This window comes from Tabrizicola thermarum (genome assembly GCF_003574395.1).
Classification (GTDB): domain Bacteria; phylum Pseudomonadota; class Alphaproteobacteria; order Rhodobacterales; family Rhodobacteraceae; genus Tabrizicola; species Tabrizicola thermarum.
In genome coordinates, this window is record NZ_QMJY01000083.1 from 282,601 (window position 1) to 298,274 (window position 15,674).

At 67.4% G+C, this 15,674-nt stretch carries 11 protein-coding genes; 4 read left to right on the forward strand and 7 right to left on the reverse strand.

Annotation, left to right across the window (positions count from 1 at the left end):
• Positions 1 to 43: 43 nt before the first annotated feature.
• Both purF and D5084_RS17685 read left to right on the forward strand, forming a co-directional pair.
• Positions 44 to 1,507, forward strand: a complete 1,464-nt coding sequence (gene purF, locus D5084_RS17680) for an amidophosphoribosyltransferase (RefSeq protein ID WP_128516825.1) — start codon at positions 44 to 46, stop codon at positions 1,505 to 1,507.
• Positions 1,508 to 1,650: 143 nt separating this feature from the next.
• Positions 1,651 to 2,307, forward strand: a complete 657-nt coding sequence (locus tag D5084_RS17685; RefSeq protein WP_128516826.1) for an SDR family NAD(P)-dependent oxidoreductase — start codon at positions 1,651 to 1,653, stop codon at positions 2,305 to 2,307.
• 57 nt (positions 2,308 to 2,364) lie between these two features.
• On the opposite strand, the gene D5084_RS17690 is transcribed toward D5084_RS17685, so the two are convergent.
• From D5084_RS17690 to D5084_RS17710, 5 genes are all read right to left on the reverse strand, one after another.
• Entirely contained in the window at positions 2,365 to 3,471 is a 1,107-nt protein-coding gene (locus tag D5084_RS17690) for a cystathionine gamma-lyase (RefSeq protein ID WP_128516827.1), read from the reverse strand.
• A gap of 114 nt (positions 3,472 to 3,585) precedes the next feature.
• Positions 3,586 to 4,572 (reverse strand): NAD(P)-dependent oxidoreductase, encoded by a 987-nt coding sequence (locus tag D5084_RS17695; protein ID WP_354001234.1) that lies wholly within the window; start codon positions 4,570 to 4,572, stop codon positions 3,586 to 3,588.
• Positions 4,509 to 6,074, reverse strand: coding sequence for a trimethylamine methyltransferase family protein (locus D5084_RS17700; RefSeq protein WP_128516829.1), 1,566 nt, complete (start codon positions 6,072 to 6,074; stop codon positions 4,509 to 4,511). Before D5084_RS17700 ends, D5084_RS17695 begins: the two co-directional genes overlap by 64 nt.
• Positions 6,071 to 8,509, reverse strand: a complete 2,439-nt coding sequence (locus D5084_RS17705; RefSeq protein ID WP_128516830.1) for a GcvT family protein — start codon at positions 8,507 to 8,509, stop codon at positions 6,071 to 6,073. Before D5084_RS17705 ends, D5084_RS17700 begins: the two co-directional genes overlap by 4 nt.
• Positions 8,510 to 8,577: 68 nt before the next feature.
• Positions 8,578 to 11,001 (reverse strand): GcvT family protein, encoded by a 2,424-nt coding sequence (locus tag D5084_RS17710; protein WP_128516831.1) that lies wholly within the window; start codon positions 10,999 to 11,001, stop codon positions 8,578 to 8,580.
• A gap of 170 nt (positions 11,002 to 11,171) precedes the next feature.
• Here D5084_RS17710 and D5084_RS17715 point away from each other — a divergent pair, with 170 nt between their 5' ends.
• Positions 11,172 to 12,026, forward strand: a complete 855-nt coding sequence (locus D5084_RS17715) for a LysR family transcriptional regulator (RefSeq protein ID WP_128516832.1) — start codon at positions 11,172 to 11,174, stop codon at positions 12,024 to 12,026.
• Here D5084_RS17715 and D5084_RS17720 read toward each other — a convergent pair.
• A complete protein-coding gene (locus D5084_RS17720; RefSeq protein WP_128516833.1) occupies positions 11,986 to 12,417 on the reverse strand; it encodes a hypothetical protein in 432 nt (143 codons plus the stop codon). The two genes, D5084_RS17715 and D5084_RS17720, sit on opposite strands and share 41 nt — an antisense overlap.
• Positions 12,407 to 14,065 carry an NAD+ synthase gene (locus D5084_RS17725; RefSeq protein WP_128516834.1) on the reverse strand — a complete coding sequence of 553 codons (1,659 nt, stop codon included), beginning with the start codon at positions 14,063 to 14,065 and terminating at the stop codon, positions 12,407 to 12,409. The genes D5084_RS17720 and D5084_RS17725 overlap by 11 nt, the downstream gene beginning before the upstream one ends.
• A 147-nt stretch (positions 14,066 to 14,212) precedes the next feature.
• Between D5084_RS17725 and D5084_RS17730 the strand changes: the two genes are divergently transcribed.
• Positions 14,213 to 15,652 carry a 2-isopropylmalate synthase gene (locus tag D5084_RS17730; protein ID WP_128516835.1) on the forward strand — a complete coding sequence of 480 codons (1,440 nt, stop codon included), beginning with the start codon at positions 14,213 to 14,215 and terminating at the stop codon, positions 15,650 to 15,652.
• Positions 15,653 to 15,674 lie beyond the last annotated feature (22 nt).

Here is a 15,674-nt window from a genome sequence, read left to right on the forward strand (position 1 = left end):
GCCGTAGATAGCGGGCCAAGGCTTCAGGCAAGGATTCGCACGCATGGCCCCCTTCCGCTCGCACCCCTTCGATGACGACAAGCTGAAGGAAGAGTGCGGGATTTTCGGCGTGATCGGGGTTGCCGATGCCTCGAACTTCGTGGCGCTCGGCCTGCACGCGCTGCAGCATCGGGGCCAAGAGGCGGGCGGGATCGTCAGCTATCACCCCGACCACGGCTTCAACTCGGCCCGCCGCTTCGGCTATGTCCGCGACAATTTCACCAAGGCCGACGTGATGGACACGCTGCCGGGGTCGCTCGCGATCGGCCATGTCCGCTATTCCACCGCAGGGTCCAAGGGGGCAACCGCGATCCGCGATGTGCAGCCCTTCTTCGGCGAGTTTTCGATGGGCGGCTGCGCGATAGCGCACAACGGCAACCTGACGAACGCCGCTGCGCTGCGCCGCGAACTGATCGAGCGCGGGTCGATCTTCCAGTCCTCGTCCGACAGCGAATGCATCATTCACCTGATGGCGCGGTCGATCCAGAAGACCCTGTCGGAACGGATCAAGGACGCGCTGCGCCGCGTGGAAGGTGCCTTCAGCGTGGTCGCGATGACCCGGACCAAGCTGATCGGCGTCCGCGACCCCCTGGGCGTGCGCCCGCTGGTGCTTGGCCGGATCAGTGACCATGGCTGGGCGCTGAGTTCGGAAACCTGCGCGCTCGATATCATCGGGGCCGAATTCGTGCGCGAGATCGAACCGGGCGAGATGGTGGTGATCGAGGGCAACAAGGTGGACAGTACCCGCCCCTTCGCCCCCGCGAAGCCCCGCTTCTGCATCTTCGAGAACGTCTATTTCAGCCGCCCCGACAGCATCATCGGCGGCCGGTCGGTCTATGAAACACGGCGCCAGATCGGCGTGGAACTGGCGCGCGAAGCCCCGGTGGAGGCCGATCTCGTCTGCCCGGTGCCGGACAGCGGCACCCCGGCCGCCATCGGCTACAGCCAGGAATCCGGCATCCCCTATGCCATGGGGATCATCCGCAACCAGTACATGGGCCGCACCTTCATCGAGCCCACGGACAGCATCCGCAACATGGGCGTGCGGCTGAAGCTGAACGTGAACCGCGCGCTCATCAAGGGCAAGCGCGTGATCCTGGTGGACGACTCGGTCGTGCGCGGCACCACCAGCCGCAAGATCAAGGACATGATCCTCGAGGCCGGTGCGGCGGAGGTCCATTTCCGCATCGCCTCGCCCCCCACCGCCTGGCCCTGCTTTTACGGCGTCGATACCCCGGAACGCTCCAAACTCCTCGCCGCCACGATGTCCGAGGACGAGATGCGCGACTGGATCGGCGTCGACAGCCTGAAGTTCATCTCGCTCGACGGCCTCTACCGCGCCGCCGGAGAAGCCGCAGGTCGCGATGCCGCCAACCCGCGCTTCTGCGACGCCTGTTTCTCGGGCGACTATCCCGTCGCCCCCTCGGACAAGATCGAGGAAGGCTTCCAGATGAAGGCGGCAGAGTGAGCGCGGCGGTTGACGCCCACCTCGCCGACCGCCAGGCCGAAGGCGCTGCCGCTCATGGTCGCAGGGCCTGACGCACCCTTGCCATTTGCCCTTTTCAAAAATACTCCTGCCGGAGGCTCCGACGCCGCCAGAAGGACTGCCCCATGACCGAAAGAATTGCCCTCGTCACCGGCGCCTCGCGCGGGCTTGGGTCCGCCATTGCCGAGCAGCTGGCGTTGCGCGGCTGGCATGTGGTGGCCGTCGCGCGCACTGTGGGCGGCCTGGAGGAGCTGGACGATCGGGTGAAGCAGGCAGGGCTGCCGGGCGCGGGCGCCCTGACGCTGGCCCCCATGGATGTGACCAACGACGATGCGATGCGGCATCTCTGCCGAAGCATCCATGACCGCTGGGGCGGGCTTGGCCTCTGGGTTCATGCCGCGATTCATGCCGCGCCGCTCGCCCCCGCAGGCCATATCGACCAGAAGGACTGGGAGAAGTCGCTGGCGACCAATGCGCGCGCCACGGGGATGCTGATCCCGATGGTCGAGCCGCTCCTCCACGCGCATCGGGGCAGCGCGCTTTTCCTCGACGACCCCCGCGCCGGCCAGCCCTTCTTCGGCGCCTACGGGGCCACAAAAGCCGCGCAGATGGCGCTGGCCCGCAGCTGGCAGGCAGAGACTGCCAAGCATGGGCCAAAGGTCGTCATCGCCGAACCCGCAGCTCTGCCGACTGCCACCCGCGCGCGGTTCTTCCCCGGCGAGGACCGGACGAAACTGGCCAACGTGCAGGCCGAGGCGGCGCGTATTCTCGATACGCTTTAGGTCCGGGAGCCAAATTCCTTCGAAGGAATTTGCAAGAGTTTTCGAAAACTCTTGCCCCTACCCCGCCAGCGCCGTGTCGATGGCCGACCACAGCACCTCCAGCGGCTCCACCCCCACCGACAGCCGGATGAACCCCTCCGCCACCGCATCGCCCCAGCGCGCCCGGCGTTCGGCGGCGGTATGGACCCCGCCGAAGCTGGTGGCCTGTTCGATCAGCGGGCAGCGGGCCAGGAACGCCTCGGCCTCCGCCTCTCCCGCAAGCTCGAACCCGATCAGGAACCCGCCGTTCGCCATCTGGCCGCCGACTGCCCCATGCGACGCATCTCCCGGCAGACCCGGATACCGCAGTCCCCGGACCTTGGGATGCGCCGCCAGCCGCTCGGCAATCACCGCCGCCGACGCACACATCCGGGACAGGCGCACCTCCAGCGTCTCCAGCCCACGGTGGACAAGGTAGGCCTCGAACGGCCCCGGCACCGAGCCCGACTGGCGCCGCCATTCCCGCACCCGCGCCATCAGGTTGACATCCCGCCCCGCGACATGGCCGAAGAGCGCATCGGAATGGCCCGCCGGGGCCTTGGTATCCGCCGCCACCACCAGATCCGCCCCAAGGTCCAGCGGGCGCTGGAGAAGCGGCGTCATGGTCGTGTTGTCCGCGATCAGCAGCGCCCCGGCGGCATGGGCGCGGCGGGCGAGCCCCGCGATGTCCACCACGTCAAGGCCGGGGTTCGAGGGCGTCTCGATGTAGATCACCTGGAACCCGGCGAAGTCGCGGTCCGCCATCTCCAGCGTCGGGACCTGGACGACCTCCACCCCATAAACCTGCAACAGGTCGCGCCCCAGAAGGCGGGTCACGTAGTAGCCGTCCGAGGGGATCATCACCTTCGCCCCGGCCTTCAGGCAGCAGACCAGCGCCGCCGTGATCGCGGCCATGCCGGAGGGGAAGGTGACCACCTCGGCCGCCTCGAGGATCGCCAGTTGCGCCTCGACCGCGTCCCAGGTCGGCTGGCCCGAGCGGCCGTAGTAATGCGCGGCCCCCTGGGCCTGGGGCAGATGGAAGGTGGTCGCCACCGAGATCGGGGGGACGACCGGCTCGCCCAGGGAAAGGCCCGCCTTCCGGTGGTGCAACAGGCGGGCGATGCGGGCGTCGGTGTCGGCGGTCATGGCGGCTCCGGTTGGCTGCCCACGCGCGGGCAGGGATTGACCCCCAGCTAGATCAAGAACTTGGCTGTGGGCATTTACCGAACCTTAACCCCTGCCCGCAGCCCCCTCAAGCCGTCACTCCAGCCGCGCGGGGAAGCCCGGGGCGCGAAGATCGGTGCCGAGAAGATCCTCCAGCAGCTTCGCGATCATCGGCGACTGCGCCTCGCCGCCATAGGCCGCCCTGGCCGCGATATAGGTCTGGTTGGTCATCGCGGCGAGGTCCAGCGGCACGCCGAATTCCTTGCCGAAGCCAAGCGCAAAGCCCAGGTCCTTCAGCGCAAGGTCGATGTTGAAGGCGATGTCGTAGGACCCGTTCAGGATCAGCGCGCCTTCGGTCTCATGCACGAAACTGTTTCCGGAACTGGCCTTGATCGCGTGCCAGGCCTGACCAAGGTCAAGGCCCCCGCGCCTGGCCAGCATCAGCGCCTCGGAGGTGGCCTTGAGGTGGATGAAGGCCAGCATGTTGGTGATGACCTTGATGATCGAGGCCGACCCCAAGGGCCCCATGTGGAAGATCCGGTCGCCCATCGCCTGCATCGCCCTGTAGTGCAGATCGAACAGGTCCCTGTCCCCGCCCGCGAGCATGGTGATCTTGCCCTGATGGGCCAGATGCACACCGCCGGTGACCGGCAGTTCCATCATCCGCACGCCCGCTTCGGCGGCGACGGCGGCAAGTTTCAGCACCTCGTCCCGCCCCAGCGTGGACATCTCGACCCAGCTTGCCCCCTTGCGCATGTGCGGCAGGATGTCGCGCAGAACCCGCTCGGACACGGCGGGCGACGGCAGGCAGGTGATGACGTGATCGACCGAGGCCGCCAGCTCCTCGGCGCTGTTCGCCAGCGTGGCACCCGCTGCCACCAGGGGGTCGGCCAGCTTCGGGTTCAGGTCATGGACCGTGACCTTGAACCCGTCCTTCACCAGACAGCCCGCGCAGGCCGCGCCCAGGTTGCCAAGGCCGATATATCCGTAATGCATGTCTTTTCCGCGCCTTGCCTGTTTTACTTGAAGTAGATGTTGAACCGCTTGCGGATCGCCGCGTCGATCTCCGGGTCCACCCGGCAGCCCGCCTTGGCCAGGATTGCGTTCTTCCGGGCAATCGCGGCGTCCAGAAGCAGGGGCTTGCCCGCCTCGTTCCATTCCTTGGGCGACATGCGGTTGCCGACCTTGGGATAGATGTATTCGGTCTGCATCAGCTTCAGCGTCTGATCCGACCCGAGGTAATGCCCGGGCCCGCCGAGGCAGACCTCTTTCATCGCCTCGATGCTGGTGGAATCCGGCGTCACGTCGATGCCGCGCACCAGCCGCATGGTCTGGCCCAGAAGGTCATCCCCCAGCACCAGCGATTCAAGGCAGAACCCCAGAAGCGAGGCATGCATCCCCACCGCCTCGTAGCACATGTTCAGCCCCGCAAGGCCGGCGAGAGCGTTGGTGATCCCCTGCTCCCAGCCCGCCTGCATGTCGGGAAGTTTCGAGTCGCTGATCCCCGAGGCCGCCCCGCCCGGCAGGTCGTAGAACCTGTGCATCTGCGCGCAACCCGCCGTCAGCAACGCCTGTTCCGCCGACCCGCCGGACATGGCGCCCGTTCTCAGATCGGAAACAAAGGGCCAGGTCCCGAAGATCGCCGGAGCGCCCGGTTTGATCGCGTTGACATAGACCACCCCGGCCAGACATTCGGCCACCGCCTGCACGATGGCCAGCGCGATCGGCGCGGGCGCCGTGGCCCCCGCCTGACCGGCCGACAGCAGCAGCATCGGCATCCCGCGGCGGATGCAGTCCTCCATGGTGATGCAGGATTCCTCGGCGAATTTCATCGGCGGGACGACGAAGCAGTTGGAATTGCTGACGAAAGGCCGCTCCAGCCACTTCTCTTCGCCGCCTGCGACCATGTGGATCAGCTCGAAGCAGTCGGCGACGTGGCTGGGGTCGGAAAACGAGGTCCCGACATGCTTCACGGTCCCGGCCAGGCTGCCGTAGAGGGTGTTGAGGTCCATCTCCCTGTTGTCCGCCACGTCGCGGCAGACCATGGTGCGCTGGTAGAAGTGGATGTTGTCGAGGTTGTCCACGAGGCGGGCCGCGTCATAGAGGTCCTGCGCGGTGGAATCGCGGTATTCCAGCGTGACCGGATCGACGATATGCACCGCCGCCCCCGCCGTGCCGTAATGCACGTTGGTCCCGGTCAGGTGCAGGTCGTGCTTCGGATCGCGGGCGTACAGCGTGATGTTGCGCGCGGCGATGGCCAGCATGTCCTCGACCAGCGCGCGGGGAAAGCGGATGCGGCCGTCATCGCCAAGGATCGCGCCCGCCTCGGTCAGAAGTTTCACGCCAGAGGGCGGGGCCTGCGAGAGGCCGATCTGCTCCAGCGCGTCCAGCGCGGCTGAGTGGATTTGCTGGATCCCGGCCTCGGTCAGCGGCTTGTACTGGCCGCCGGGCAGGCCCGCGCGGACGGGCTTCACGTCATCGGCCAGAGGTGCCGCACGCAGGGCCACGCGGGCCTGCCGACCGCCAGAGCGGCGGGCGCGGGCGGGTTCGCAGGTCTCGCCGGGCAGGTCGGAGAGGTCGGTCATGCCTTTACCCTTTCGGAGTTCGGATCGTGCATCGGGACAAGCGAGGCGATGGCAGCATGGCGCTGGCCCGCGACCTCGATTTCATAGCTGGAGCCGAGGATGTCGTCCTCGGTCTGCCCCTTGGCGGGGACATAGCCAAGGCCGATCGCCGCGCCGAGGAAATGGCCGTAGTTGCCGCTGGTGATGGGGCCGACTATTTCCCCATCGCGGACAATCGCCTCGTTGTGGAAGAGAAGCGGCTCGGGGTCCTTCAGGCGGAACTGGACCAGGCGGCGGTCAAGGCCCTGCTGTTCCTTGCGCAGCACGGCGTCGCGGCCCAGGAAGGCCGGTTTCTTCCGGCTGACGGTGAACCCAAGGCCCGCCTCGAGCACATGATCCTCATCGGTGATGTCGTGGCCCCAGTGGCGGTAGGCCTTCTCGATCCGGCAGGAGTCGAGGGTGTGGAGGCCGCAGAGCTTGAGGTCCGGCTGCGCCTCCATCAGCGTCTCGAAGACATGGGCGGTCTGGTCGGTCGGTATATACAGCTCCCAGCCCAGCTCGCCGACGTAAGTGACGCGATGGGCGCGGGCAAGGCCCATGCCGATCTCGATTTCCCGTGCCATGCCAAAGGGATGCGCGGCATTGCTGAAGTCGTTGGGCGAGACCTTGGCCAGCAGCTCGCGCGATTGCGGACCCATCAGGCAGAGAACGGATTCGGCGGCGGTGACATCGGTGATGACGGCGAAGTCATCGCCGACATGCGCGCGCATCCAGGCGAGGTTGCGTTGCAGGGTCGCGCCGGGAACCACCGCCAGATAGGCGGTCCCGGAGAGGCGCGTTACGGTAAGATCGGCCTCTATCCCCCCACGATCATTGAGGAACATCGTATAGACGATCCGGCCCACGGGCACGTCCATCTGCGCCGAGGCGATGCGGTTCAGGAAGGCGCAGGCATCGCGCCCCTCGATGCGGATCTTGCCGAAGGAGGTCATGTCGAACAGACCCGCGCGCTCCCGCACCGCCATGTGTTCGATGCGCTGGTTGTCGAACCAGTTCTGCCGCTTCCAGCTGTAACGATACTCCCGCTCCTGGCCTTCGGTCGCGAACCAGTTGGCGCGTTCCCAGCCCGCGACTTCACCGAACACCGCGCCGCGCGCCTTCAGGTGGTCATGGATCGGGCTGCGCCGCACCCCGCGCGAGGTCGCCATCTGGCGATAGGGGAAATGGTCGGCGTAAAGGAGGCCCAGCGTCTCGGACACCCGCTCCTTCAGGTAGCGCCGGTTCTTCTGGAAGGGCTGGGCGCGGCGGATGTCCACCTCCCACAGGTCGAAGGGCGGCTCGCCCTCGGTGATCCAGTGCGCCAAGGCTTGCCCGGCCCCGCCCGACGAGACGATGCCGATGGAATTGTATCCAGCCGCGATCCAATAGCCCTTCACCTCCGGCGCTTCGCCCAGGTAGTAGCGGTCGTCGGGGGTAAAGGACTCCGGCCCGTTGAAGAACGTATGGATGCCCGCGCTTTCGAACAGCGGCATCCGGTGCGTCGCCATTTCGAGGATGGGCATGAAATGCTCCCAATCCTCGGGCAGGGTGTCGAATTCGAAGTCCGGCCGGATGCCCTCCATCCCCCAGGGCTTGGCCTTGGGCTCGAAGGCGCCCAGCATCATCTTGCCCGCGTCGGTCTTGTAATAGGCGCATTCGTCCGGCACCCGCAGCACCGGCATGTCACCAAGGCCCTGAACGGGCTCGGTGACGAGGTAGAAATGCTCGCAGGCGTGCAGGGGCAGCGTCACCCCGCTCTGCGCCGCCAGATCGCGCCCCCACATCCCGCCACAGTTCACCACCACATCGGCCGCGATATGGCCCGGTCCCTCGGCGGTCTCATAGTCCACCCCGGTCACCCGGCCCCCGGCGGTCGTGACGCGCGTCACCCGCGCGCCCTCGAAAATCGCCGCCCCCCGCATCCGCGCGCCCTTGGCGAGCGCCATCGCGATGTTGGCCGGGTCGCACTGGCCATCCAGCGGCAGCGCCACCGCGCCCACCACGCCGTCGATGTTCAGATGCGGATACCTGGCCTTCGCCTCCTTGGGCGAGATCTCATGCACCTCGACATCGAAGATCCGCGCGACCGTCGCCTGCCGCAGCAGTTCCTCATGCCGCTCGGCCGTCAGCGCGACCGAGATCGAGCCGACCTGCTTCATCCCCGTGGCAACGCCGGTTTCCGCCTCCAGCCCCCGATACAAATCCGCCGAATACTTCGCCAGCCGCGTCATGTTTGCCGACCCGCGCAATTGCCCGATCAACCCCGCCGCATGCCAGGTCGTGCCGCAGGTCAGCTTGCGCCGCTCCAGCAGCACCACGTCGGTCCAGCCCGCCTTGGCGAGGTGATAGGCCACCGAACAGCCCGAGACCCCGCCCCCGATCACCACCGCCCGAGCCTTGGTTGGAATCTCAGCCATTCTTCCGGTCTTTCATCTGTCCACAAATATCCCGGGGGTCCGGGGGCTGGCCCCCGGTCCGCCCGTCGTCACGCGCGGAGGCGTTCGTTCTTCGCGTCCCAGGCAGGGCCGTCCGGCAGGACCACGGCCTTCACGCGCTCACCGAAGATCTCCACCTCGACCTCGGTCCCCGGCACCGCGAGGTCCGCCCTCAGCATCCCCAGCGCCATTGAATGGCCGACCCGATAGCCCCAGGCGCCCGAGGTCGTCTCGCCCACAACCTGCCCGCCGTGCCAGAGCGTGGACATGTAGGGCGCATCACACTCTCCCGCCTCGACCTTCAGGCTGACGAACCGCTTCTTCACCCCGGCCTGCTTTTCGGCCAGCAAAGCCGCCTTGCCGGGGAAGTCGTGGGTCCAGTCGATGAACCGCTCGAGCCCCCCTTCCAGCAGCGAATAGTCGGTGGACAGATCGCCCTTCCAGGCCCGATAGCCCTTCTCGATCCGCAAGCTGTTCAGCGCCTTCATGCCAAAGGGCTTCGCCCCCCCGGCCAGCAGCGCGTCAAGGATCGCGGGCGCATCGGCCCGGTCGCAATGGATCTCCCAGCCCAGCTCTCCGGCAAAGGAGACCCGCACCAGCGCCACATCCTTGCCCGCCACCCTGGCCTCCTGCACCGACAGCCAGGGCAGCGTCAGGTCGGCCTCGGCCATCCCGGCCAGAAGGTCGCGCGCCTTCGGCCCGGTCACGATGAAGCAATGCACCGCATCGGTGTGATCCTCGATCACGCAGCCCTCGGGCAGGCCCTTGCGCAGCACATCGGCATCATGCCACTGCGCGACAGCGGCGGTGATGAGGCCGACCTCATCCTCGCCGTGGACCATGCAGGACATCTCGGTCACGATCCGGCCGCGGTCGTCGGCGAAATAGATCAGGCCGATCCGCCCCGGCGCGGGCAGGCGCGAGGCGGTCAGGCCCGCAACATGCGCCCGTGCCCCCGGCCCCTTGACCAGGAACCGCGAGAAGCCGGGCAGGTCGAGAACCCCGACCCCGTCCCGCACCGCCTCGCATTCCGCGCGGATCCGCGCCTCCCACGGGCCCGCCCGGCCCCAGGTTTGGGTGGACTCCCAACTGGTGTCGTCGCCCGGCGCCGCGAACCACTCCGCCCGCTCCCAGCCGTTGTAGGGCGCGAACTGGGCGCCAAGGGCCTTCAGCCGGTCATGGACGGGCGACAGCTTGCGGTCCGCCCCGGCAGGCCAGCGCGCCATCGGGAAATGCATGGCGTATTCATGGCCATAGACCTCCATCCCCTTCTGCACGCAATAGTCGTGATCCTCCCAGCCGGTGAACCGGCGCGGGTCGCAGGACCACATGTCCCATTCGGTCGCGCCCTCCGTCACCCATTCCGCCAGCACCTTGCCCGCGCCGCCCGCCTGACAGATGCCGAAGGTGAAGACGCAGGCCTCGAAGGCGTTCGGCACGCCGGGCATCGGCCCGATCAGCGGGTTGCCGTCCGGCGTATAGGGGATCGGGCCGTTGATGACCCTGGTCAGGTTCGCCCTGGCCAGAAGCGGCACCCGGGCCATGGCGTCGTTGATCTGGAACTCCAGCCGCTCCAGATCGTCGGGGAAGAGCTGGAAGCTGAAATCCTCGGGCATCGGGTCGTCCGGCGTTGCCCAATGCGCGCGGCAGGGGTTCTCGTAGGGGCCGAGGTTGAAGCCCATCTTCTCTTGCCGCAGGTAGTAGGACGAATCCACGTCGCGCAGCAGGGGCAGCTTGTGGCCGACCTCTTTCGTCCAGGCCTCAAGCTCCGGGATCGTGTCGAACAGCATGTACTGATGGCTCATCACCATCATCGGCACGCGGCGCCCGAACATGGCGCCCACCTGCGCGGCATAATAGCCGCCCGCGTTCACCACATATTCCGCGCGGACCTCGCCCTTCGGCGTCGACAGGATCCATTCGCTGCCGGTCCAGCGCGCCGCCGTCACCGGGCAGAACCGCTCGATCCGAGCGCCGAGCTTCCGCGCGCCGGTGGCCAGCGCCTGGGTCAACTGTGCGGGGTCGATGTCGCCGTCATAGGGGTCGTAAAGCGCGCCCGTCAGATCAAGCGTCTCAAGGAACGGATAGCGCGAGGTGATCTCCCCCGGCGCAAGGATGTCCAGGTCCATCCCCTGATAGCGCCCCATGCCGACGACACGGCGGAACTCCTGCAACCGCTCCCTGGAATGTCCCAGGCGCACCGATCCGGTGACGTGATAGTTCATCGGATAGCCGACCGCCTCGCCCAGACCGCGATACAAGCCCGCCGAATAGCGCTGCATGTTCATGATCGACCACGAGGCCGAAAACGTCGGCACGTTCCCCGCCGCATGCCAGGTGGACCCCGCCGTCAGCTCGTTCTTCTCCAGCAACAGCGCATCGGTCCAGCCCGCCCTGGCCAGGTGATACAGCGCCGAGGCCCCCACCGCCCCGCCACCAATGATGACCACCCGCGCAGATGCAAATTCCGCCATCGCCGCCTCCCCGTTCCGCGCGCCACTATCGGCCGCAATTCCCCCGCTTTCAATTCGGCGAGAGGCGGGGTATTGATCGACGAAACCGATCAGGCAACTTGCTCTTTTCGCAAATACTCCACGGGGGTCCGGGGGTGTGAAACCCCCGGGGCCGACCACAGGCGCCACATATGCAGATCGACCTCCTCGACACCTTCCTCGACCTTGCCGAAACCCGCAGCTTTCACCGCACGGCGGAACGGCTGCGCATCACCCAGTCCACCGTCTCGGCCCGGGTCTCGGCCCTTGAACAGGCCGTGGGTCAACGCCTTTTCGACCGCTCGCGCGCGGGCACCGATCTTACGCCAGAGGGCAAGAGGTTCGAGCCCCACGCCCGCGCGCTGCGCCACGAATGGAACGAGGCCAAGCGCCGCATCCAGATCCCGCAAGGCGCAGCACAGCTCCTGCGCCTCGGCATCCAGAACGACCTCGCGGCGGTCTATCTGGGCGACTGGGTGGCCGAGTTCCGCGCCGCCCTGCCCCAGACCGCCTTCTACATCGAGCCGGACTATTCCAACCAGATGTGCGCCGATCTTCTGACCGGCATCCTCGACTTCGCGGTGATGTTCTCGCCCAAACCCCACCCCGACCTGCATTTCGACTCTGTCGGCGAGGTGACCTACCGCATGATCTCCACCGACACGCCGCGCCTGGCCGAGGTCACGCCCGACCGCTTCGTCTTTGCCCATTTCTCCCCCGCCTTCGAGGAGATGCACCGCCAGTTGACGCCCGCGCTTGCGGCCTCACCCGTGTCGGTCGGGCAGTCGGGATCGGTGGTGTCGCTGCTGACGGCGATGGGCGGGTCGGGCTATGTGCTGGAAAAGACGGCGGCCGACCTGATCGCGGGCGGGCGCTTCATGGCTGTCGAGGATGCCCCCGACCTGCGTCAGCCGGTCTTTGCCGCGATCCACATCCGGCACCGCACCCTGCCCCTGCACCGCAAGCTTACCCAGCTCGTCGCCCGCCACTTTCGCGACGCCAGATAGAAGGCGGATTGCGCTCGCTGCCTTGCGGATAGCCGGTGATCGGCACCCCGTCGTGCCGCAGCATCCGGCCAAGTCCCAGCCGCAGGACCCAGTCGAGCACCGGCGGCGGGATCGGGCCGTAGAGGTCGGTCCGCACCAGCCGCGCCGCGTCACGCAGGGCGACCGTCTCGGGCCAGGTCAGGGTGGTGTCATGCAGGGCAACCCAGGGCTCTGCCCCGGCATAGACCGCGACGAGGCGCCGCTCGGTCGGTCCCGCACCCAGAAAGCGGAAGCTGCGCACCCCCTCCGGCCCTTGCAGGCGCAGCCGCGCGACCAGAAGCCGCGCCCCGCGGTCGAAGCCCGCCGGGTCGCGCAGCGCGTAGAAATGCGAGACGACGATCTCAGCCGTCATCGCGCCAGCGGTTCACGATCGGATAGCGGCGGTCCAGCCAGAAGGCCTTCTGCGTCAGCCGGACCCCCGGCGCGGACTGGAAGCGCTTGTATTCCGCGATGTAGAGCAGATGCTCCACCTTCTTCACCGTGGCGCGGTCGAAGCCCAGGGCGACGATCTCGGCCACCGACATCTCCTTTTCCACCAGACATTCCAGGATCGCGTCCAGAATCTCGTAGGGCGGCAGGCTGTCGTCGTCGCGCTGGTTGGCGCGCAGCTCGGCCGAGGGAGGCCGGGTGATGATCGCCTCGGGGATCACCTCGCCCGGCGGGCCCTTCATCCAGGGCCGGTGGTTTTCGTTCCGCCAGCGCGCGGTCAGGAACATGCGGGTCTTGTACATGTCCTTCACCGGGTTGTAGCCGCCGTTCATGTCGCCGTAGATCGTGCAGTAGCCCACCGCCATTTCCGACTTGTTGCCGGTGGTCAGAAGCATCTCGCCGAACTTGTTCGACAGGGCCATCAGCATCACACCACGCAGGCGGGACTGGATGTTCTCCTCGGTGATCCCCGGTTCGGTCCCGGCGAACAGGGGCGCCAGAGCCTCGCCCACCGCCGCCTGCGCACCGCTGATCGGCACCGTATCATACCGGCACCCAAGCGCCTTTGCCGCCGCCAGCGCCAGGTCCAGCGACTGCCGGCTGGTGAACTCCGACGGCAGCATCACGCAGCGCACGTTTTCCGGCCCCAGCGCATCCACCGCCATTGCCGCGACAATCGCGCTGTCGATTCCGCCGGACAGGCCCAGGAGAGCCTTCCCGAACCCGGTCTTGCGCATGTAGTCGCCCAGGCCCATCACGCAGGCCCGATAATCCGCCTCGCCGATCGGCGGGATTTCGGCGATCTCGCCGGGGTCGGCGCGCCACCCCTCGGCCCCGCGCCGGAAGGTGACCATCACCTCGCATTCGTCGAACTGCGGCAGTTGCGCCATCAGCCGCCCGCCGGGGTTCAAGACCATGCTGGAGCCATCGAACACCTGATCGTCCTGCCCGCCCACCATGTTCAGGTAGACCAGCGGCAGGCCCGTCTCGACCACGCGGGACACCATCAGGTTCAGCCGCAGGTTCGGCTTGCCCCGGTGATAGGGCGAGCCGTTGGGGATGAGCAGGATCTCCGCCCCCGTCTCGGCCAGGGTTTCGGCCACATCGGGGTGCCAGGCATCCTCGCAGATCGGGGTGCCGATGCGGACGCCCTTCACCACATAGGGCCCATGCACATCGGCCGAGGCAAAGACCCGCTTTTCGTCGAACACCGCATCGTTCGGCAAATGGTGCTTCAAGACGCGGGCATGGACCCGCCCGCCCTCCAGCACATAATAGCCGTTGTAGAGCCTGCCCCCCTGCCGCACCGGCCCGCCGATGCCGATGGCCGGGCCGTCGGCACAATCCGCCGCCAGCGCCTCGACCGCCGCGATGGCCGCGGTCACGAAGGCGGGCTTCAGGATCAGGTCCTGGGTCTGGTAGCCGGTGACGAACATCTCGGTCAGCGCGACCATGTCGGCCCCCGCCGCGCGGGCCGTGTCCCAGGCCGCCCGGGCGCGCGCCACGTTTCCGGCGATGTCGCCCACCGTCGGGTTGAGCTGCGCCAGCATCAGGTTGAACGTGTCGGTCATCGGGGCCCCCACCAGATGCGCCGACTGTAGCAGACTAAACCACAACGGAAAGTGGTCACGCCACCATGCCGCAGCCTTTACCGCCAAATCCTTGTCACACCCGACCCTCGCCCTTACCCTGCCGTCAATCGCACTGAGGATTCGTCCATGCGCCTGATGACAGCCCTGCTTCTTGCCACCCTCGCCCTGCCCGCGCAGGCCCAGGACGGCGAGGTCATCACCAAGCAGTATGACGACGGCTCGGTCTATGAAGGGACCTTCCTGAACGGTCGCCAGCACGGCACCGGGACCTACCGGTTGCCCTCGGGGTTCGAATACTCCGGCCAGTGGGTCGATGGCCAGATCACCGGTCTTGGCACCGCGCGCTATCCCGACGGGTCGGTCTACGAAGGCCAGTTCGAGAACGGCCAGCCGGACGGCACCGGCAAGATCACCTCGCCCGACGGTCGCACCTATGAGGGCGACTGGTTCCAGGGCCAGATGACGGGCGAGGGGGTGGCGACCTATGCCAACGGGTCGGTCTACGAGGGCAGCTTCGTCAAGGGCACCCACAACGGCAAGGGCAAGCTGACCAACCCCTCGGGTTACACCTACGAGGGCGACTGGGTGATGGGGGTCAAGGAGGGGCGCGGCAGGATCACCTATCCCGACGGCACGGTCTACGAAGGCACGCTGGTCAAGGGCCAGCGCTCGGGCCAGGGTCGGCTGACGATGCCGGACGGGCTGGTCTATCAGGGCGCCTGGGCGGACGGGCAGATCAACGGCAAGGGCATCCTGACCCAACCCAATGGCGACGTCTATGAAGGCGACTTCGTGAACGGCCTGCGCGAGGGCGAGGGCAAGCTGACCCACAAGAACGGCGACATCTATTTCGGCCAATGGGTCAAGGATCGCCGCCAGGGCCAGGGCGTGTTCACCACGCCGGACGGGTTCAAGTACGAAGGCAGCTGGGTCGCCGGCCGGATGGAGGGGACGGGGTCCATCACCTATCCCGACGGGTCGGTCTACATCGGGGCGATGAAGGACGACCAGCCGCACGGCCAGGGCGCGATCACCTATCCCGACGGGTCCACCTATCAGGGCGACTGGGTGGCGGGCGTCATCACCGGCCAGGGCCGCGCGACCTACCCGGACGGCCGCGTCTACGAGGGCGCCTTCCGCAACGCCAGGCCCGAGGGCAAGGGCGTGATGACCTATCCCGACGGCTACCGCTACGAGGGCGACTGGGTCGACGGCCAGCGCGAGGGCCAGGGCGCTGCGGTCTATCCCGACGGCAGCCTCTACAAGGGCGAGTTCAAGGCGGGCCTGCGCGACGGGGAGGGCGAGTTCTCGACGACCGACGGGTTCAGGTATGTCGGCCAGTGGGTCGCAGGCCGGATCGAAGGGCGCGGCACGGCCACCTACCCCGGCGGCGATGTCTACGAAGGCATGTTCAAGGACGGCCGCCGCGAGGGTCAGGGCAAACTGACCTACAAGTCGGGCGAAGTGGCGGAAGGGATCTGGCTGAACGGCGTCCTGACCGCGCCGCCAGAGGTTCCGGCCCCGGCGGAAGGCGAGGCCCCCGCAGAGCCTGCGGCGAACCCGTAGCTCGGGCTTCAGCCCGACTCCA

What these genes read in the sequence shown, in the direction of transcription:
- D5084_RS17710 (WP_128516831.1), bottom strand. Translation starts at nt 11,001, where the DNA reads ATGGCGGAATTTGCATCTGCGCGGGTGGTCATCATTGGTGGCGGGGCG.
- D5084_RS17730 (WP_128516835.1), top strand. Translation starts at nt 14,213, where the DNA reads ATGCGCCTGATGACAGCCCTGCTTCTTGCCACCCTCGCCCTGCCCGCG.
- D5084_RS17685 (WP_128516826.1), top strand. Translation starts at nt 1,651, where the DNA reads ATGACCGAAAGAATTGCCCTCGTCACCGGCGCCTCGCGCGGGCTTGGG.
- D5084_RS17720 (WP_128516833.1), bottom strand. Translation starts at nt 12,417, where the DNA reads ATGACGGCTGAGATCGTCGTCTCGCATTTCTACGCGCTGCGCGACCCG.
- D5084_RS17700 (WP_128516829.1), bottom strand. Translation starts at nt 6,074, where the DNA reads ATGACCGACCTCTCCGACCTGCCCGGCGAGACCTGCGAACCCGCCCGC.
- D5084_RS17715 (WP_128516832.1), top strand. Translation starts at nt 11,172, where the DNA reads ATGCAGATCGACCTCCTCGACACCTTCCTCGACCTTGCCGAAACCCGC.
- purF (WP_128516825.1), top strand. Translation starts at nt 44, where the DNA reads ATGGCCCCCTTCCGCTCGCACCCCTTCGATGACGACAAGCTGAAGGAA.
- D5084_RS17690 (WP_128516827.1), bottom strand. Translation starts at nt 3,471, where the DNA reads ATGACCGCCGACACCGACGCCCGCATCGCCCGCCTGTTGCACCACCGG.
- D5084_RS17725 (WP_128516834.1), bottom strand. Translation starts at nt 14,065, where the DNA reads ATGACCGACACGTTCAACCTGATGCTGGCGCAGCTCAACCCGACGGTG.
- D5084_RS17705 (WP_128516830.1), bottom strand. Translation starts at nt 8,509, where the DNA reads ATGGCTGAGATTCCAACCAAGGCTCGGGCGGTGGTGATCGGGGGCGGG.